The sequence below is a fragment of the Bifidobacterium sp. LH_419 genome (assembly GCF_056356955.1).
The window spans coordinates 26,403-43,778 of the sequence record NZ_JBKEVG010000001.1 but is presented as its reverse complement, the minus strand read 5'-3'; the positions used below and the strand labels follow the sequence as shown (position 1 = coordinate 43,778).

Annotated in this window: 16 protein-coding genes; 5 read left to right on the top strand and 11 right to left on the bottom strand. The window is 63.9% G+C overall.

Features of this window, described 5'->3' with window-relative positions; all coding sequences use genetic code 11:
• Positions 1–92: 92 nt before the first annotated feature.
• The 6 genes from AC1AYX_RS00190 to sufB form a co-directional block, all read right to left on the bottom strand.
• A complete protein-coding gene (locus AC1AYX_RS00190) occupies positions 93–680 on the bottom strand; it encodes a metal-sulfur cluster assembly factor (protein WP_476501609.1) in 588 nt (195 codons plus the stop codon).
• A 92-nt stretch (positions 681–772) separates the two neighbouring features.
• Positions 773–1,330 (bottom strand): Fe-S cluster assembly sulfur transfer protein SufU, encoded by a 558-nt coding sequence (sufU, locus tag AC1AYX_RS00185; protein ID WP_476501608.1) that lies wholly within the window; start codon positions 1,328–1,330, stop codon positions 773–775.
• Between the two features lie 80 nt (positions 1,331–1,410).
• Complete coding sequence (locus AC1AYX_RS00180; RefSeq protein WP_476501607.1) at positions 1,411–2,682, bottom strand: cysteine desulfurase; 1,272 nt, start codon at positions 2,680–2,682, stop codon at positions 1,411–1,413.
• A 177-nt stretch (positions 2,683–2,859) separates the two neighbouring features.
• On the bottom strand, positions 2,860–3,639 hold the full coding sequence (gene sufC / locus AC1AYX_RS00175) for a Fe-S cluster assembly ATPase SufC (RefSeq protein ID WP_476501606.1): 780 nt from the start codon (positions 3,637–3,639) through the stop codon (positions 2,860–2,862).
• A 31-nt stretch (positions 3,640–3,670) separates the two neighbouring features.
• Positions 3,671–4,906: a Fe-S cluster assembly protein SufD gene (sufD, locus tag AC1AYX_RS00170; protein WP_476501605.1), complete on the bottom strand. Its 1,236-nt coding sequence runs from the start codon at positions 4,904–4,906 to the stop codon at positions 3,671–3,673.
• A 4-nt stretch (positions 4,907–4,910) separates the two neighbouring features.
• Positions 4,911–6,410 carry a Fe-S cluster assembly protein SufB gene (gene sufB, locus AC1AYX_RS00165; RefSeq protein WP_034528076.1) on the bottom strand — a complete coding sequence of 500 codons (1,500 nt, stop codon included), beginning with the start codon at positions 6,408–6,410 and terminating at the stop codon, positions 4,911–4,913.
• Between the two features lie 156 nt (positions 6,411–6,566).
• Here sufB and AC1AYX_RS00160 point away from each other — a divergent pair, with 156 nt between their 5' ends.
• The 4 genes from AC1AYX_RS00160 (at position 6,567) to AC1AYX_RS00145 (ending at position 10,176) form a co-directional block, all read left to right on the top strand.
• On the top strand, positions 6,567–7,244 hold the full coding sequence (locus AC1AYX_RS00160) for a LuxR C-terminal-related transcriptional regulator (protein ID WP_476501604.1): 678 nt from the start codon (positions 6,567–6,569) through the stop codon (positions 7,242–7,244).
• Positions 7,245–7,321: 77 nt separating this feature from the next.
• Complete coding sequence (locus tag AC1AYX_RS00155; protein WP_476501603.1) at positions 7,322–8,467, top strand: sensor histidine kinase; 1,146 nt, start codon at positions 7,322–7,324, stop codon at positions 8,465–8,467.
• Positions 8,468–8,698: 231 nt separating this feature from the next.
• Positions 8,699–9,205, top strand: coding sequence for a hypothetical protein (locus AC1AYX_RS00150; RefSeq protein ID WP_476501602.1), 507 nt, complete (start codon positions 8,699–8,701; stop codon positions 9,203–9,205).
• A gap of 68 nt (positions 9,206–9,273) precedes the next feature.
• Positions 9,274–10,176: a TraX family protein gene (locus tag AC1AYX_RS00145; RefSeq protein WP_476501601.1), complete on the top strand. Its 903-nt coding sequence runs from the start codon at positions 9,274–9,276 to the stop codon at positions 10,174–10,176.
• A 157-nt stretch (positions 10,177–10,333) separates the two neighbouring features.
• Here the strand turns inward: AC1AYX_RS00145 and AC1AYX_RS00140 are convergent, their stop codons facing one another.
• Genes AC1AYX_RS00140 through aroC form a run of 5 tightly spaced genes read right to left on the bottom strand, consistent with a single transcriptional unit; the run spans position 10,334 to position 16,784 of the window.
• On the bottom strand, positions 10,334–11,995 hold the full coding sequence (locus AC1AYX_RS00140) for a CTP synthase (protein ID WP_034528073.1): 1,662 nt from the start codon (positions 11,993–11,995) through the stop codon (positions 10,334–10,336).
• Between the two features lie 6 nt (positions 11,996–12,001).
• Positions 12,002–13,453, bottom strand: a complete 1,452-nt coding sequence (locus AC1AYX_RS00135; RefSeq protein WP_476501600.1) for a DUF2142 domain-containing protein — start codon at positions 13,451–13,453, stop codon at positions 12,002–12,004.
• A gap of 31 nt (positions 13,454–13,484) precedes the next feature.
• The gene (aroQ, locus tag AC1AYX_RS00130; RefSeq protein WP_476501599.1) at positions 13,485–13,934 is read right to left on the bottom strand and encodes a type II 3-dehydroquinate dehydratase; all 450 of its coding nucleotides are present in this window, start codon (positions 13,932–13,934) and stop codon (positions 13,485–13,487) included.
• Between the two features lie 25 nt (positions 13,935–13,959).
• Complete coding sequence (locus AC1AYX_RS00125; protein ID WP_476502012.1) at positions 13,960–15,582, bottom strand: bifunctional shikimate kinase/3-dehydroquinate synthase; 1,623 nt, start codon at positions 15,580–15,582, stop codon at positions 13,960–13,962.
• A gap of 8 nt (positions 15,583–15,590) precedes the next feature.
• Entirely contained in the window at positions 15,591–16,784 is a 1,194-nt protein-coding gene (aroC, locus tag AC1AYX_RS00120) for a chorismate synthase (protein WP_476501598.1), read from the bottom strand.
• Positions 16,785–16,895: 111 nt separating this feature from the next.
• Between aroC and AC1AYX_RS00115 the strand changes: the two genes are divergently transcribed.
• Entirely contained in the window at positions 16,896–17,354 is a 459-nt protein-coding gene (locus AC1AYX_RS00115) for a peptidase A24 (protein WP_476501597.1), read from the top strand.
• The last annotated feature ends 22 nt before the right edge of the window (positions 17,355–17,376 follow it).

The following is a 17,376-nucleotide window of genomic DNA, read 5'->3' as shown; positions in this document are numbered from 1 at the left end:
GATTCCCGAGGACGCGAAAAAGGCCCCGAACCGTTCATCCGGTTCGGGGCCTTCCCGTATCCTCAGCCGTTTCCGATTGGATCGGCATCGGATCAGTACTTCGGCAGATTGTCGAAGTTGAAGCCGAGGGCGGCGAGCTGCTCGCGTCCCTCCGGCGTGATCTTGTCCATCGTCCAGCGCGGCTGCCACGTCCAGTCGATGCGGAACTCCTCGACGAGGCCGGCGAGCGTGCTCGCGCATTCGTCCTCGATGAGGTCGGTCAGCGGGCAGGCGGGCGTGGTGAGCGTCATCGTGATGATCGCGCGGCCGAGATCGTCGATCTCGATACCGTAGACGAGTCCCAGGTCGATGACGTCGATGCCGAGCTCCGGGTCGATGACCTGGTGCAGCGCCTCGCGCACGTCCTCCGCGGTGGCGCGGCCGATGTCGTCGACGAACTTCAGCGGGATGTGGCTGTCATCCGATTCCGCATCGTCGCCGTGACCGCATTCGCTCTTCTTGTGGCGTCCGCATGCGCACATGTCGTCGTCGGAGGCCGGTTCGGCGGGACGGCCGTTCGGGAATCCCTTCGCGAGGGCCGGGTTGGCCATCACGCGACGGGACGCCTCCTCGTCCTGCAGCACGCCGTTCACCGCGTCGAACACGCTGGGCTGGGGTTCGGGCACGAGATTATCGCTCATAGTTCACTCCAAAATCGTCGGGTCGTATCCACTGTACGCGTCGCCCACGGCTTTTCGCCCTGGGCGACGCGCATACGGGAATCGGGCGTCGGTCACTGCTTGGCGGCCAGCGCCTTGGCGACGGAGTCCTTGAGCCCCTCCCAGGCGAGGAGCGCGCATTTGATGCGCATCGGGTACTTGGACACGCCCTGGAAGACGATGCCGTCGCCGAGCGACTCCTCGAGCTCGTCGTCGCCGAGACCCTTGCCGCGCGATTCCATGAGCTTGTGGAACGTGTGCTCGAGCTCCATGGCCTCATCCACGGTCTTGCCGTCGACCAGATCGACCATGACGGACAGGCTGGCCTGGGAGATGGAGCAACCCTGGCCGTCCCACACGACGCGTTCGATGGTGTGCGGCTCCTTGTCGGAGACCTCCACGTGCACGGTCGCCTCGTCGCCGCAGGTCGGGTTGAACTGGTGGGATTCGCCTGGCGTGCAGTATTCGTGGCTGGCGCGCACCACCGTGTCGCCGGACGACTGGGCGCCGGTTCCCTCCTTGGTGAGGTCCGCCGCGAAATGCTCCTTGCCATGCGGGTTTTTCGCGGCCTCGAGGATGACCTCCTGGTACATCTGCTCGAGGTCGTCGCCGCTCATGCCGTAATCGTTCATAACTTCCTTATCGTATCGTCCCCTCGGACAGACGTGGACGGTCGGGTGCCGCCGGACTCGTCGGACGCCTCCGGACGCCGTCAGGCGCCGAAGAACTTCCTGATGCCCTTCGCCGCCTCGACGAGCGCCTGCGCGTCCTCGACGGTGTTGTACACGCCGGACGAGGCGCGGTTGGAGGCGTACAGGCCGAAGTGGCGGTGCACGGGCTGGGCGCAATGGTGGCCGACGCGGATGGCGATGCCCTGCGCGTCGATGTACTGGCCGACGTCGTGCGGGTGCACGCCCCTGACGTCGAACGCGACGGTGCCGATACGGTCCACGTTCTCGCGGGGGCCCAGGATGCGGATGCCGTCGATGTCGCCGAGCTTGAGCAGTTCGGCGGCGATCGTGCGCTCATGCGCCTCGATGTTCTCGAGTCCGACGTTCATCATCCATTCGGCTGCGACGCCGGCGGCCACGACCTGCGCGACCGGCTGCGTGCCGGCCTCGAAGCGGGCCGGCGGCTCCATGTACTGGGCCGGCTGGTCCATCCATGCGAGCTCGACCATCGATCCGCCGAAGTTGGCCGGCGGTAGCGCCTCGAGCAGCTCGCGCCTGCCGTACAGGAAGCCGACGCCGGTAGGGCCGTACATCTTGTGCGCGCTCCATGCGGCGAAGTCGACGTCCAGCGCGTGGAAATCGACCTTGAGATGCGGCACCGACTGGCAGGCGTCGAGGATGAACACGGCGCCCACGGCGTGCGCGCGGGCGACGATCGGGGCGATGTCGGTGATCGCGCCGGTCGTGTTGCCCACGTGCATGACGGCCACGACCTTCGTGCGTTCGGTGATGACCTCGTCGAGATCGTCGGTGCGCACGCGGCCGTCCTCGGTCAGGTCGATCCACTTGAACGTGGCGCCGGTGCGGTAGGCGAGCTCCTGGAACGGCAGCAGCACCGAATGGTGCTCCGCCTTCGAGACGACGATCTCGTCGCCCGGCTTCAACGCGAAGCGCTTGGCAGCCGCTCCCCCACGGCCGAGCGACGCGTTGCCGAACGCGGTGGCCAACAGGTTCAGGCCCGCCGTCGCGCCGCCGGTGACGACGATCTCCTCGTTGCCCTCTTCGGCGCTCGCGCCGACCAGCTTCGCGACCTTCGCACGCGCCTCCTCGAACGCCACCGTGGAACGCGCCGCGAGCTCGTGGGCGCCGCGGTGCACGCCCGCGTTGATCGTGCGGTAGAAGTCGCTCTCCGCGTCGATCACGCATTGCGGCTTCTGCGAGGTGGCCGCCGAGTCGAGGTACACGAGCGGATGCCCGTGGATCTCCTGGTCCAGAATCGGGAACTCGTCCCTGATCGCTGCGAAATCAACCATTGTCATTTCCCCCATTTCGTGACATTCACATGCAAGTGAGTGGGAGTCGGCGGAACGCATGTCGAGACCGTAAAGACTCGGCCAGAGCGGCCCGGAGCGTGTCACGGTATGCGTTCCGCCGACTCCCATGGCTCCGCCGGAACCGTGAAGAAGCCGGATGGAACCGTCCGTCGGATGTCAGGCGAGTGCGGACTCGGAGTCCGCCCCTTCCGGCAGGTACGCGTCGTAGCCGTTCTCCTCGAGCTCGTCGGCCAGCTCCGGGCCGCCGGTCTTCACGAAGTGGCCGTCGGCGAACACGTGCACGATGTCCGGCTTGATGTACTTGAGGATGCGCGTGTAGTGCGTGACCATGAGGATGCCGAACTGGTTGGCCTCCTTGGCGCGGTTCACGCCCTCGGACACGATGCGCAGCGCGTCCACGTCGAGACCGGAGTCGGTCTCGTCGAGGATGGCGAACTTCGGCTTGAGCAGTTCGAGCTGCAGCACCTCGGCACGCTTCTTCTCACCGCCGGAGAAGCCCTCGTTGACGGAGCGCGTGGCGAACTTCGGATCCATCTTGAGGCGCTTCATCGCCTGGGACAGCTCCTTGGTCCACGTGCGGATGGACGGGGCCTCGCCGTCGACCTCGGTCTTCGCGGTCCTGAGGAAGTTGGTCATCGAGACGCCGGGCACCTCGACCGGGTACTGCATGGCGAGGAACAGACCCGCCTTGGCGCGCTCGTCCGGGGTCATCTTGAGGATGTCCTGGCCGTCGAGCAGCGCCTCGCCGGAGTCGACCACGTACTTGGGGTGACCGGCCAGCGTGTAGGCGAGCGTGGACTTGCCGGAGCCGTTGGGGCCCATGATGGCGTGGGTCTCGCCGGAGTTGACGGTCAGGGAGGCTCCCTTGAGGATCTGCTTGGTGCCTTCCTTGGTTTCGACGTGGACGTAGAGGTCCTTGATTTCGAGAGTGGACATTGGTTCTCCTAACAGTCCGAAAAGTCTTGGGTTACTTGTCTTCCAGCACCTGCGCCATGGCCGCGTCCTCGCCGCGCGCCAGGCGGCGGTCGATGACGTCCATGAGATGGTCGGAGACGGCGGGGATGCCGATCTCCTCGACGAGTTCGCCGAAGAAGCCGCGCACGACGAGCTTGCGCGCCTCGGCCTCCGGGATGCCGCGCGATTCGAGGTAGAACAGCTCCTCGTCGTCGAAGCGGCCCACCGAGGAGGCGTGGCCGGCACCGATGATGTTGCCGTTCTCGATCTCGAGGTTCGGCTCGGAGTCGGCGATGGCGCCCGGCGTGAGCACGAGGTTGCGGTTGAGCTCGTAGGAGTCGGTGCCGGGGGCGGTCGGCTCGATCAGGGCGTTGCCCACCCACGTGGAGTGCGCGCCCTTGCCGTCGAGCGCGCCCTTGTAGACGACGCGGCTGCGGCAGTCGGGATGGTTGTGCACGACCATCGTGCGGTGTTCGATGTGCTCGCCCGGGTCGACGAAGTAGATGCCGAGCATGTTGAGCTCGCCCTGCTCGCCGCCGAAGTCCTGGTCCATGCGGATGCGCACCACGTCGCCGCCGAGCGTGACGACGGAGTGGCGCAGGGACGCGCCCTCGCCGACGTGGATGCGGTGGTTGCCGACGTGCTTGGCCGTGCGGTCCCACTCCTGGATGAACGTCGTGGAGACGTGCGAGTCCCTGCCGGTCGTGACCTCGACGCCCTCGGCGAGGCGGGCGTCGCCGTCGTGTTCGACGACCACGTCGGCGTGCGCGCGGTCCGCGGCGTCGATGACGAGGTGGAACGCGTCGAGGTCCTCGCCAGCGCCGTGCACCTTGACGAGCACGGGCTGGGCGATCTCGCCGTCGAGGCGCAGGATCGTCGCCGTGGAGCCGGAGTTCCATTCGACGGCGGACACGCGGTCGTTCGGCTTGGAGACGGTGCCGGACGCCCCCTCGCCGAGCCTGACCTGGCTGAGCGTGACGCCTTCGGCCAGCGGCGAGCCGTCGATCATCGACACTTCGATCTCGGTCTCGCCGGAAGGCTTGAACACGTCGAAGAACTCGCCGATGCGGTCGATCGGCGTGTATCGCCAGTCCTCCTGGTCGCGCGCGGGCACCGGGAACGCGGACACCTCGAAGGAGCGGGGCGCGCGGTCGGCGCTCGACGGCATGGCCGCCGGAATCTTGTACGGGTCGTTCGGGTCGGCGACCGGGATGTTCAGTTCCGCCGCCTTGTTTTCGGTTTCGGCCATGGGATCAGCCCACCGATCCTTCCATCTGCAGTTCGACGAGTCTGTTGAGTTCGAGCGCGTATTCCATCGGCAGCTCACGGCTGATCGGCTCGACGAAGCCGCGCACGATCATGCCCTGCGCCTCCTCCTCGGACAGGCCGCGGCTCATCAGGTAGAACAGCTGGTCCTCGGAGATCTTGGAGACGGTGGCCTCGTGGGCCATGGAGACGTCGTCCTCGCGCACGTCCACATGCGGGTACGTGTCGGAGCGGCTGAAGTCGTCGACGAGCAGCGCGTCGCACACGGTCGAGTTGGAGGAGCCCTCCGCGCCCTTGACGATCTTGACCAGGCCGCGGTAGGCGGAACGGCCGCCGCCGCGCGAGATGGACTTGGCGACGATCGTGGAGCTGGTGTGCGGGGCGAGGTGGATCATCTTCGCGCCCGTGTCCTGGTACTGGCCCTTGCCGGCGAAGCCGAGCGACATGGTGCTGGCCTTCGCGTACGGCTCGGCGAGGATGCAGGCGGGGTACTTCATCGTGGCCTTGGAGCCGATGTTGCCGTCCACCCATTCCATCGTGCCGCCCTCGCGCACGTAGGCGCGCTGGGTGACGAGGTTGTAGACGTTGTTCGACCAGTTCTGCACGGTGGTGTAGCGCACGCGCGCGTGCTTCTCGACGATGATCTCGACGATGGCGGCGTGCAGCGAGTCCTCGGACCAGATCGGGGCGGTGCAGCCCTCCACGTAATGCACGTAGGAGCCTTCGTCCGCGATGATGAGCGTGCGCTCGAACTGGCCCATGGCGGGCGTGTTGATGCGGAAGTACGCCTGCAGCGGGATGTCCACGTGCACGCCCTTCGGCACGTACACGAACGAGCCGCCGGACCATGCGGCTGTGTTGAGCGCGCCGAACTTGTTGTCCTCCGGCGGCACGACGGTGCCGAAGTACTTCCTGACGAGGTCGGGGTATTCGCGCACGGCGGTGTCCGTGTCGACGAAGATGACGCCCTGCTTCTTCAGGTCCTCCTGGATGGAGTTGTAGATGACCTCGGACTCGTACTGGGCGGCCACGCCGGAGACGAGGCGGTTCTTCTCCGCCTCCGGGATGCCGAGGCGGTCGTAGGTGTTGCGGATGTCGTCCGGCAGCTCCTCCCACGACTTCGCCTGCTTCTCGATCGGCTTGACGTAGTACTTGAAATCGTCCGCGTTGAAGCCCGACAGGTCGACGCCCCACTTGGGCATCGGCTTGTCGAGGAACGCCTTGAAGCCGCGCAGACGCATGTCGAGCATCCACTCGGGTTCGCCCTTGTCGGCGCTGATGTCGCGCACGACCTGTTCGTCGATGCCTCGCTTGGCGGCCTCGCCGGCCGCGTCGGAATCATGCCAGCCGTAGCTGTAGTCGCCGAACTGCTGGATGATCTCGTCATCCTGTCTGATCTTCTCCTCGTTGACGCGGGAGCGATCGGCCACGTACTGGCTCATCTCCACGTCAGCGGCGGCGTTTGGCGCTTGTGTTTCGCTCACCATCCTGCCTTCCGTTGGTCACAACATTCCTACGTCAATGTAGCAGAACCCATGCGCGAACTCCACGACCGACACCGCATGTCGGCTATGGATGAACGTGAGCTTGGTTACGGGCGATTGTTCCCCGGCACAAGACCATAATGGGATTGAGGGGAGGTAATGATGCCGGGTGCGGAAAGAAGGACGGGATGGCGCATAGGACTCGTCGATGATGACGCGTTGACCCTTGCGGCGTTGCATGCGCTCATCACGCAACGCCTCGCGGAGGAGGGCGTGTCCGTGGCATGGACGACGAGATCCGGCGAAACGGCCGTCGATTTGTGTGTGAATGAACGAAGCAGACCGGATGCGGTACTGGTCGACATGGGCATGGATGATGTGGACGGGGCGTCGGTGTTGGAGCGGCTCCGGCGTTTCTCATCACGGATCATGTTGTTGGCGATGACCTCGCATTCCCTGAACCGTTACAGGACTTCCGCCCAAAGGGCAGGAGCCAGGATTCTGTTGGACAAGTCCGATATCGCCGGATTGCTCCGCTGCCTACATGATTGCGTATCCGGAGACCTCAGCCCGGCCCCCGATCGGATGTCGCCACCGGCAGCCGCGGTCGTCGAATACCCCGACGGCGAATCGTTTGTTCCACAATCGTTGTCCTCCAGGGAGGCCGAAGCCATGGATTGGACCATCGAGGGATTGACGGCCAAGGAGGTGTCCCTGAAGATGTCGGTTTCCGAATCAACGGTGAAAACCCATATCCGCCACGCCATCGAAAAGCTACAGGTACGCAACAAGCTGCAGGCCGTCAGGGTATGGTCCGAAATCAGAAGAGGGCGATGATGCGCGTTCCATCCTTATCTTCCGCCGGAATAGGGCATGAACCCACAAAGCTGATCAGGCGTCCCCGTACGGCGGCGATGATAGCCATCGCCGTATGCTGCACCTGCATCCAGGGAATGGCCGATGGGGATGGCGGGCTCATGCCGCTGACCATCTTCGCCGTCTATATCGGTCTGCTGATCGGAATGTACTGGAATCCATTCCTCTGTGGAACGACGATTTTATCGCTGTCCATCGTTCTCGGCTGCGTTCCGGATGCCGATTTCCCCATGCAGTTCTGGAATGTCTGGCTGGCCTTCGGCATGCTCGGGTATGGTCGTCATCTCCTGGCAGCGGCCATGACGATTCTCGTCCAGGCCGCAGCTATGACGGGTATGTGGCATCTTCATGGCACCAGCGGTTGGAGTCTTTCCGGGATAGGAACCTTCAATGCAAGCTGCATCATCATGATCGTCGTCGGATACGCCATAGCGGAGCATCGATCGGCCGACATCCTGCGGCAGAAGGCCCTTGAGACGGCGAATGCGAAACGTGAACGCGATCTGCTGCGACGGGATATCGAGTTGGCGAGCCGCATCCATGACTCCACGACGCGTGGGCTCGCGCTCATTACGATTCTGGCGAATCAGTGCATGGATTGCCCTCCGGATGAGAGGCAGGCCAATCTGGCACTCATCCAATCCACCGCGCAATCCACGTTGGCCGACGTGCGCAAGGTGATAGACGCCCTTGAAACCGACCGAAATGCGAAGTCCGCACACGACGATGCAACGCTCACCATTGCGGATATGGTGCACGGCATCATGGAGAGCAATGATGCGGAACTGCGCAGCATCGGCATATACGGGCACAGCGCAGTGCAGAGTGAAACGGCACCGGATATGCGTACCGTTCCGTCCGATATCATTCAGGAAATCTCGGATTTCCTGAATCAACTATATTCGAACATTGCCGTATACGGCACCCAAGGCGATGACGCCTACTACATGCACGTGGAGATCGAGAACTCGGTGCTGTGTGTGGAGCAGTTCAATATCATCAGGAATGAATCGCGGATGTGGCCGCACCGCGGCAGAGGTCTGTCCCTCCACGCAACACGCATCCATGCGCTCGGAGGTTCTCTTGAGACGCGCAAGGAGGAAGAGAATTGGATTGTGCGTGCGCGTATCCCTCTTTATCACACTACCAATTGCAGAACCATGCAAACCATGGCGGACAACTGAATCCCACCACCGTCTGCATGGATATCGACGTATTCACCGTTTCCATCCGTTGATGCGAAGGGGCGTGCTGACCGACCATAAGGACCACAGCAATCATGATGCCTGATATCAATCGCATGACAACTCCTTTCCTCGTACCAATTCTATGGGCTGATGACCCCTATCATCTTTTAGATGATGCCACCGATTATTGATCTAATATTGAAAACGTCTCTATAAGAAAGGATAACGATGTCCACTATCTACAAGAACCTTGCAGCACTGTTCTGCATCATCGCGCTTCTCTGCGCCGCTACAACAACTTCCACGGCTTTCGCCGCTTCCAGTGACGAAGCCCCTCCGGTCTATGGCCTCTCCACCACTCCACCCACCGATGCCCCTCCAGCCACGAGAAGCACCGACTATCCGACAAACGTGAGAAACATGTCTGTCGGGGGCCAGTATTCTTTCGGAGCTTCAGTCCGCTATGGCAGTCTAATGTACACAGATTATCGTTTTACGGGAAAGAGTTCCTACACCGTCACCGTGTACAACACCGGCAATTACAGGATCCTGGTACGCGCGTTTAAAGTCAAGCGGTTCAGCGCCAATGACGATATGATTAAATACATCACCATTGCCCCCAAGGCTTCCGCTACCTTCACTGTTGGTGGACTCAGCAACAGTGATCAGATTTACCTTGGTTTCAATAATGATGTAAATGATGATTTCATCATCTTCAATGGCGTGATTCGCTAATACTTAGCGGGTCATCTTCATATGAGATCTGAAGATGACCCGCTTCTTGACATACGGACGATATACATATGAACAGTTTTCAATTGAAGGCATTTGCCTGCCTGCTCATGGTCATCGATCACATAGCGGAATTCCTACCGTCCATGCCATTATGGATGCACTGGACCGGCCGCCTATCGGCACCTATTTTCTATTTCCTTATTGGATGGAGCTGTGTATATACCAGCAATCGAAAGCGCTTCCTGATACGACTTTATATAGCCAGTATTGGCATGTCGATTATACAGGCCGCTTCTTTCGCCCTTATTCAAATGAATATTCCCTTTATTCACAGCGCTCAACCGATAGGCAATAATATTTTTGCAACGCTTTTGCAGATGGCTTTAATCATATGTCTGCTGTCCACACCAACACGTCATGAACGGGTAATCAATATTACAATCTACATTCTGGCCCAATTTACCATTAGCGCAATTGTGCACTTCATAGCAACGTTTTTGGACAGATTTAACCCAAACGCGACACCTGTTCTCTATGTTCTGTTCGCTTCAAGCGGAACCGTCCTGAACCTAGAAGGAGGTTTGCTCGTTGTTGCAATCGGCATCATCCTATGGGCGACCCGCACTAATAGGATTCACATGTCATTGGCCTTCAGTGGAATCTCCTTTACATATCTATTTGTTTCGATGCCTGCTGTAGGTCACGCATTCGCAAATCTGTCGCATTCGGAATCTCTTTTTACAATCGTCACTTTTGCTTTGAGAACAATTGGGATTTCTCCGTTCAGTCTCGGACAATCTCCTCTTACAGCAAACTATCAATGGATGATGATTTTCGCGTTACCCTTTTTACTGTCATACAACCAGAAGCGCGGCCCACACGTCAAATGGTTTTTCTATATTTTTTACCCTGCACACATCATCGTGCTGTTCCTTACCGGCATAGCGTTAAACAACTATATGCTGTTCTGATACACACCGAATAATCATCTCCCTCACCTCCATGTCGCCGTCAGAAAGACGACCTTCATAAAGACGATGACCGGTGTGGGTGGCCATCTCCTATAGGGATGGCCACCCACACCGGTCATCGCATCAACCGCTCAGACGAGCGCCGAAAACAGACCGTTCAGCGTTCGCGCTGGTGGTCGAGCGCGGCCTTGACGAGGCCGGCGAACAGCGGGTGCGGCTTGGTCGGGCGGCTCTTGAACTCCGGGTGCGCCTGGGTGGCCACGTAGAACGGATGCACCTCCTGCGGCAGTTCGACGAACTCGGTGAGCTCGCCGTCCGGGCTCTGGCCGGAGATCCGCAGGCCGCCTTCGCGCAGGCGGTCCTTGTAGGCCACGTTCACTTCGTAGCGGTGGCGGTGGCGTTCGGTGACGTGCGTGGAGCCGTACAGCTCGGCGACCAGCGAACCCTCCTCGAGGTCGGCCGGGTAGGAGCCGAGACGCATGGTGTGGCCCATGTCGCCCTTGCCGGCGACGATGTCCTTCTGCTCCTCCATCGTGGCGATGACCGGGTTGACGCAGTCCGGCTCGAACTCGGTGGAGTTCGCGTCTTCGATGCCGAGCACGTGGCGGGCGTATTCGATGACCATGGACTGCAGGCCCAGGCACAGGCCGAGCGCGGGCAGCTTGTGTTCGCGGGCGAACTTGAGGGCACCGATCTTGCCGTCGATGCCGCGGATGCCGAAGCCGCCGGGCACGACGATGCCGTCGACCTGGTCGAGCGCGGCGGCCGCGCCCTCCTCGGTCTCGCAGCGGTCGGCCGCCACCCACTTGACGTTCACCTTCGCCCAGTTGGCGAAGCCGCCAGCCTTGATGGCCTCGGTGACGGACAGATAGGCGTCCGGCAGGTCGATGTACTTGCCGACGATCGCGATGTTGACCTCGTGCTTCGGGTGGTGGACGCGCTCGAGCAGGTCCGCCCACTCGTCCCAGTCGACGTCGTGGAACGGCAGTCCGAGCTCGCGCACCACGTAGGCGTCAAGGCCCTCGTTGAACAGGATCTTCGGCACGTCGTAGATGCTGGGCGCGTCCACGCAGTTGACCACGCCCTCCGCGTCCACGTCGCACATGAGGGAGATCTTGTCCTTGATGGACTGGTTGAGCGGACGGTCGGAGCGCAGCACGAGCGCGTCCGGCGTGATGCCCAGCTGGCGCAGCATCATCACGGAATGCTGGGTCGGCTTGGTCTTGAGCTCGTGGGCGGCGGAGATGTACGGCACGAGGGAGACGTGCACGAACATGCAGTTCTCCTGGCCGAGCTCGCGGCGCACCTCGCGGGCCGCCTCGAGGAACGGCTGGGATTCGATGTCGCCGACGGTGCCGCCGATCTCGGTGATGATCACGTCCACGTCGTCCGCCGCCTGGGCGCGCATGCGGGACTTGATCTCGTTGGTGATGTGCGGGATGACCTGCACGCACTGGCCAAGGTACTCGCCGGCGCGCTCCTTGCGCAGCACCTCCTGGTAGATCTGGCCGGTGGTGACGTTCGCCTTCTGCGAAAGGAACACATCGAGGAAGCGCTCGTAGTGGCCGATGTCGAGATCCGTCTCGGCGCCGTCCTCGGTCACGTACACTTCGCCGTGCTGGAACGGGTTCATCGTGCCCGGATCCACGTTGATGTACGGGTCGAGCTTCTGCTGCAGCACATGCAGACCGCGGGAACGCAGCAGACGGCCGAGCGAGGACGCCGTCAGGCCTTTGCCGAGGGAGGAGACCACGCCGCCGGTAACGAAGATGTGCTTGGTGACGTGCTCTTGCGAATTGCCATGTGTTCTTCTAACCATGGAATTTCACTCTATCACGCGTGCGTGACCCGGCGTGTTCGCCCGGAGGCATCGCCGTACGCCCGTCGTACGCCGCTTCAGGTGCGACGCGCTTTCGGCGACGCACAGCACGCCGAGAACCGTCAACGGCAGGAAGTACCGGTGCTGCATGCCCTCGACCATGACGGAGCCTGCCGGCGTGTACTGGAGCCACAACGCCAGATAGGTGAGCAGCGCGATGCCGACCATCACGGCCGACGTGCACCACCAGAACACCGTCTCCCGCGCGTCCATGGCCCGGCGCGCGGTAGCTATGGCGAGCACGACCACCATGGCCAGCATCGCCGCCCAGCAACAGCGGATGAGCCACGTGTCCACGGGCCTCTCGAGGTTCGCCCGCCCGGTGACGACGGACAGTCCGATCGCCTTGAGCGTCGCCAGCAGCGCCTGCGGATCGGTGAGCATCGCGTGCTTGCGTTGCTCCATCTCGGCGTAGGGGACCATCATCGGCGTCGTGACGAACCATCCGGTGAGCCTCATCCACACGGCGAGCCATGCCATCGAGACGACGACGCCGGCCGCCGCGATGGGAAGACCGGAGCGGGACGTCGATTGCGACGGGACCGACGACGCGGCCTCGTCGCCGTCGGCGTCACGTGGGGCGGACCCGCCGCCGCGCGACGCCGCCCACGCGGCCGGCAATGCGAGCAGCACGAGCGGCGCGTAGATGAACTTGCACATCGCGAGCATCACGCACACGACGGCCGTCGCGGCATGACCCGCGACGCCCGCGCGCCGGTGCAGCATGCGCAGCAGCATGCAGGAGAGCAGGAACGTCAACGCCTGGGTCAGCGAGTCGGCGGATATGGCAAACGAGTAGCGGTAGAGCAGCACCGGGCACAGCATGACCAGTCCGACGAGAATCCTCCACTTGGGCAGCAGGGCGACGGCCGCCGCGGCGCAACCGGCGTACACGACGAGCATGATCGTCTCGGCGAGCAGGTAGGTCGCGCCCGCGGTCAGCCCCAGCGCCCGGCCCAGCGCGAATCCGGCAAGCTGCGGCAGATAGGCCGTCGGCGAGTTCGTGGCCGTGTTGTTGTACGGCACGTCGGCGCCGGAGGCGTCCGAGACGGTGATCGTGTCGGGGAGGATGATCGTGGGATCGTGTCCTTCATCACGCTCCAGCGAGAACTCGATCCACTGCCAGTCGACGCGACCGCCCACGTTGCCGTCGCGGTGGTGCAGGTAGCTCATCGATCCGACCGGACGGGCGAGCACATCGCCGTTGAGGATGCCGTCCACCCGGTAGACGTGGGACCAGATGTCGGGGATGCGCCATGGCGGCATGTGCGTCATGAACAGTCCGCCGATGAGCAGGGTGCCCATGGCGACGACGACGGGCATGACGGCGCGCAGCGTCGTGAGCCATGCCCTGCCGCGCCCGCCGCCGGTATGTTTCGATTCGTCGGTACGACTCATATACGGAAAGGTTCCTGGGACGATCCGGAAATCAGCCGTTGACGATGTGGGCGACGGCGTCGAGCGCCAGCTTGTAGCCGTAGAAGCCCATGCCGGTGATGGTGCCGGTGGCGACCGGGGAGATCACGGAGCGCTTGCGGAACTCGTCGCGCGCGGAGGGGTTGGAGATGTGCACCTCCATGAGCGGCAGGCCCGCGTCGCCGACCATGTGGGCGGCGTCGGCCAGCGCGTACGAGTAGTGGGTGAACGCGGCCGGGTTCATGACGACCGGCGTCTTCTCGTCGGCGGCCTGGTGCATCCAATGCACCATCTCGGATTCGTCGTCGGTCTGGCGCACCTCGACCTCGAGGCCGAGTTCGGCGCCCCATGCGGCGCACAGGCGACGCAGCTCGGCGAGGTCCTGACGGCCGTACACGTCGGGCTGGCGCACGCCGAGGCGACCGAGGTTCGGCCCGTTGACGACGATGACTTTGGTGGACATGGTTCTCCCTCCTCCTTCGGACTGTTCAGTGCTGGATGCGGCGGAACGCCTCGTGCACGGCGTCGGCCGGCGGATCCTCGAGGTGGATCATATGGCCGGGCGTGCCGTCGAGGACGACGAAGCGCAGCTTGTTGCCACGGGCCTTCTTGTCCTTGTGCATGAGCGCGAGCACGTCGTCGAACGAGCCTCCGTTCCAGGAGATCGGCAGTCCGAGCGAGCTGAGCAACGCGCGATGGTAGTCGACGAGCTCCTGGTCGATATAGCCGAGCTGGTGGGCGAGTTCGGCCGCGTACACGCAGCCCACGGCGACCGCGTTGCCATGCCTCCAGCGGAAGTGCTCGAGCTTCTCGATGGCGTGGCCGAGCGTATGCCCGTAGTTGAGGAACTCGCGCTTGCCCTTCTCCTTGAGGTCGGCGGACACGTGGTGCACCTTCACGGTGACGGTGCGTTCGATGAGCTCGCCGACCACGTCCTCCAGCCCGGAGCCGAGGAACGTCGCGCCGTCGAACGCGCGCAGCTCGTCGGCGTGCTCCTCGAGGATGCGCAGAATCTCCGTGTCCTCGATGAAACCGGATTTCGCGACCTCGCCGAGACCCTCGATGAAGATGTCGTTCGGCAGCGAGGCGAGCGTCTTCGTGTCGGCGAGCACACCGGCCGGCGTGTAGAACGAGCCGACGAGGTTCTTGCCAGCCTCGGTGTTGATGCCGGTCTTGCCGCCGGTGGAGGCGTCGACCATGGCGAGCAGCGAGGTCGGGCAGTTCACGTAGCGGATGCCGCGCATCCACGTGGCGGCGATGAAACCGGCCAGGTCGGTGGCCGCTCCCCCGCCCACGCCGACGATCGCATCGGAGCGGGTGAAGCCTTCGTCGCCGAGGCGCGTCCACACGCCGTTCGCCACGTCGACGGTCTTGCCGGCCTCGGCGTCGGGCACGACGATGTCGACGACGTCGTAGCCGCCCTGGCGCAGCAGGGTGCGTGCACGGTCGGAGTGGCGCTGCACGGGCTGCGTGTGGATGAGCGCGACCTTGGCGACCTTGTCCCCCAGCACGTCGGCGAGATGGTTCATCGCCCCCTCGCCGATCACCACGTCGTATGGTTCGATGCCGCTGCCGGTCACGTGGACCGTGCGTTCGCCGATCATGTCCATCACCTTCCTCGCCGCCATCTGCGGCGTCTGTCTGCGCGTGCGTACATGCACGTTCGCGACCTCGCGGAACACGGGGTCGCGCTGCTTGTACAGCTTCCTCCAGCGCGCGTTCGCGTCGCCGTTGAGCATGGGACGGCCGCCGCCGCGGTTGGCGCGTTCCATCGCCTCGTGCGGGTCGGCGTCGAGGTAGACGACGCGTCCTCCGTCGGCGATGTAGTCGGCCAGAGCGTCCTGCGTGGACGGCGTCATCGGCGCTCCCCCGCCGAGGGAGAAGATGCCGTCGAAGTCCTCCAGATAGTCGGCGATGAGGTCGGCCTCCACCTCGCGGAACGCAGGTTCGCCGTACCGTTCGAAGTAGGCGGGGATCTTCATCCCCACCTCGCGTTCGATCTCGATGTCGGCGTCGGCGAACGACAGGTGCATGAGGTGCGCCACCTCCTTGCCGACGCGTGTCTTGCCGGCGCCCATCATGCCGATGATGACGGCCTTCGGGCGGATGATGCCGCGCCTCACCTCATGTGCTCCGGCCAGGAGGCGAGGTAGTTCTCGCAGTTGCGGCGCGTCTCGGCGACGCTGTCGCCGCCGAACTTCTCCAGCGCGTACTTGGCGAGCGTGAGACGCACCATGGCCTCAGCGACGACAGATGCGGCGGGCACGGCGGTCGAGTCGGAACGCTGGTTGATGGCCTGCGCCGCCTCGCCGTTGGCGACGTCCACGGTGCGCAGGGCGCGCGGGATGGACGGGATCGGCTTCATGGCGGCGCGCACGCGAATCGGCTGTCCGTTGGACATGCCGCCTTCGATGCCGCCGGCGCGGTTGGTGAGGCGGGTGATGCGGCCGTCCTCGCCGGGCACCATCTCGTCGTGCGCGGCGGAGCCGGGGCGCACGGCCTCGAGGAAGCCGTCGCCGATCTCGACGCCCTTGATGGCCTGGATGCCCATGACGGCGGAGGCGAGGGCGGCGTCGAGACGACGGTCGGATTCCACGTAGGTGCCGATGCCCGCGGGCACGCCGTAGGCGATGACCTCGATGACGCCGCCGACCGTGTCGGCGTTCGCCTTGATCTCGTCGATGCGTTCGATCATGCGCTGCTCCGCGGCCTTGTCGAGCGTGCGCACCGGGGAGGCGTCGAGCGCGGCGACGTCGTCCGGGGTGGGCAGCGCGGCGTCGTCGGCGTCCTCGACGCCAGCCCCGCCGATGGAGATCACGTGGGCGACGGTGCGGATGCCGAACGCCTGCTCCAGGAACTTCGCCGCGATCGAACCGAGTGCGACGCGCGAGGCGGTCTCGCGCGCGCTGGAGCGTTCGAGCACCGGACGGGCGTCGTCGAAGCCGTACTTGCGCATGCCGGTCAGATCGGCATGGCCGGGGCGCGGACGGCTCAGCGGCGCGTTGCGGCCCTCGCGCGGAATCTCATGGTCGAGCGGGTCGGCGCTCATCACCTCGGTCCACTTCGGCCATTCGGTGTTGGCGATCTCGACGGCGATCGGGCCGCCGAGCGTGGAGCCGTGACGCACTCCGGTCAGCAGCCTCACCTTGTCCTGCTCGAACTTCATGCGCGCGCCGCGGCCGTAGCCGAGTCGGCGGCGGGCCAGCGCGTCCACCACGTCCTGGCTGGTGACGGACACCCCCGCGGGCAGCCCCTCGATCATCGCGACCAACGCCTCGCCATGCGACTCCCCCGCCGTCTGCCAACGCAACATACTCTCTCGCTCCTCCATGGTCGTACGCCGCCTCGCCGCCGGTCGGGACATGGCCCGCGGCCGCGGCGTGGGCGGCTCTCGCGTTTTGCAACTAGGGGTTAATGTTAAGGCATGCCATACCTGTATTGTCTGCCCGGTCTCATTTGCGGCATCGCCCTCACCGTCGAGGACGTGCGCCGGCGGCGCGTGCCGCGCGCGTGGGTGGCTGCCGGATGCGGGTTGCAGCTCGCCGCGGATCTCGTGTGGGCGGCGATGGCCAATGATTTCTTCACCGTGCTGCAGGCGCTGCTGTTCACGGCCCTGTGCGCGGGCGTCCAGCTGCTGCTCGCCCTGGCGAAACCGGGGGCGCTGGGGCTCGGCGACGTGACGGCGATGCTGCCGTCGGGGCTCGCCGTCGGCGCATACGGACTGGTCCATGTGGCCGTCTGGTGGCTCGCGATGGGTGTGCTGGGTCTGGTGTTCGTCGCCGCGTGGACGCGTCTCGACCCCCAGCGCGGGACCCCCTATGCGGGCAAGGCCCCGTTCGTCCCGGTGATTGTGATGGCCGCCGTCGCCGCCGTGCTGGCCTGATACGGATGTGGGCTCCTCCCCG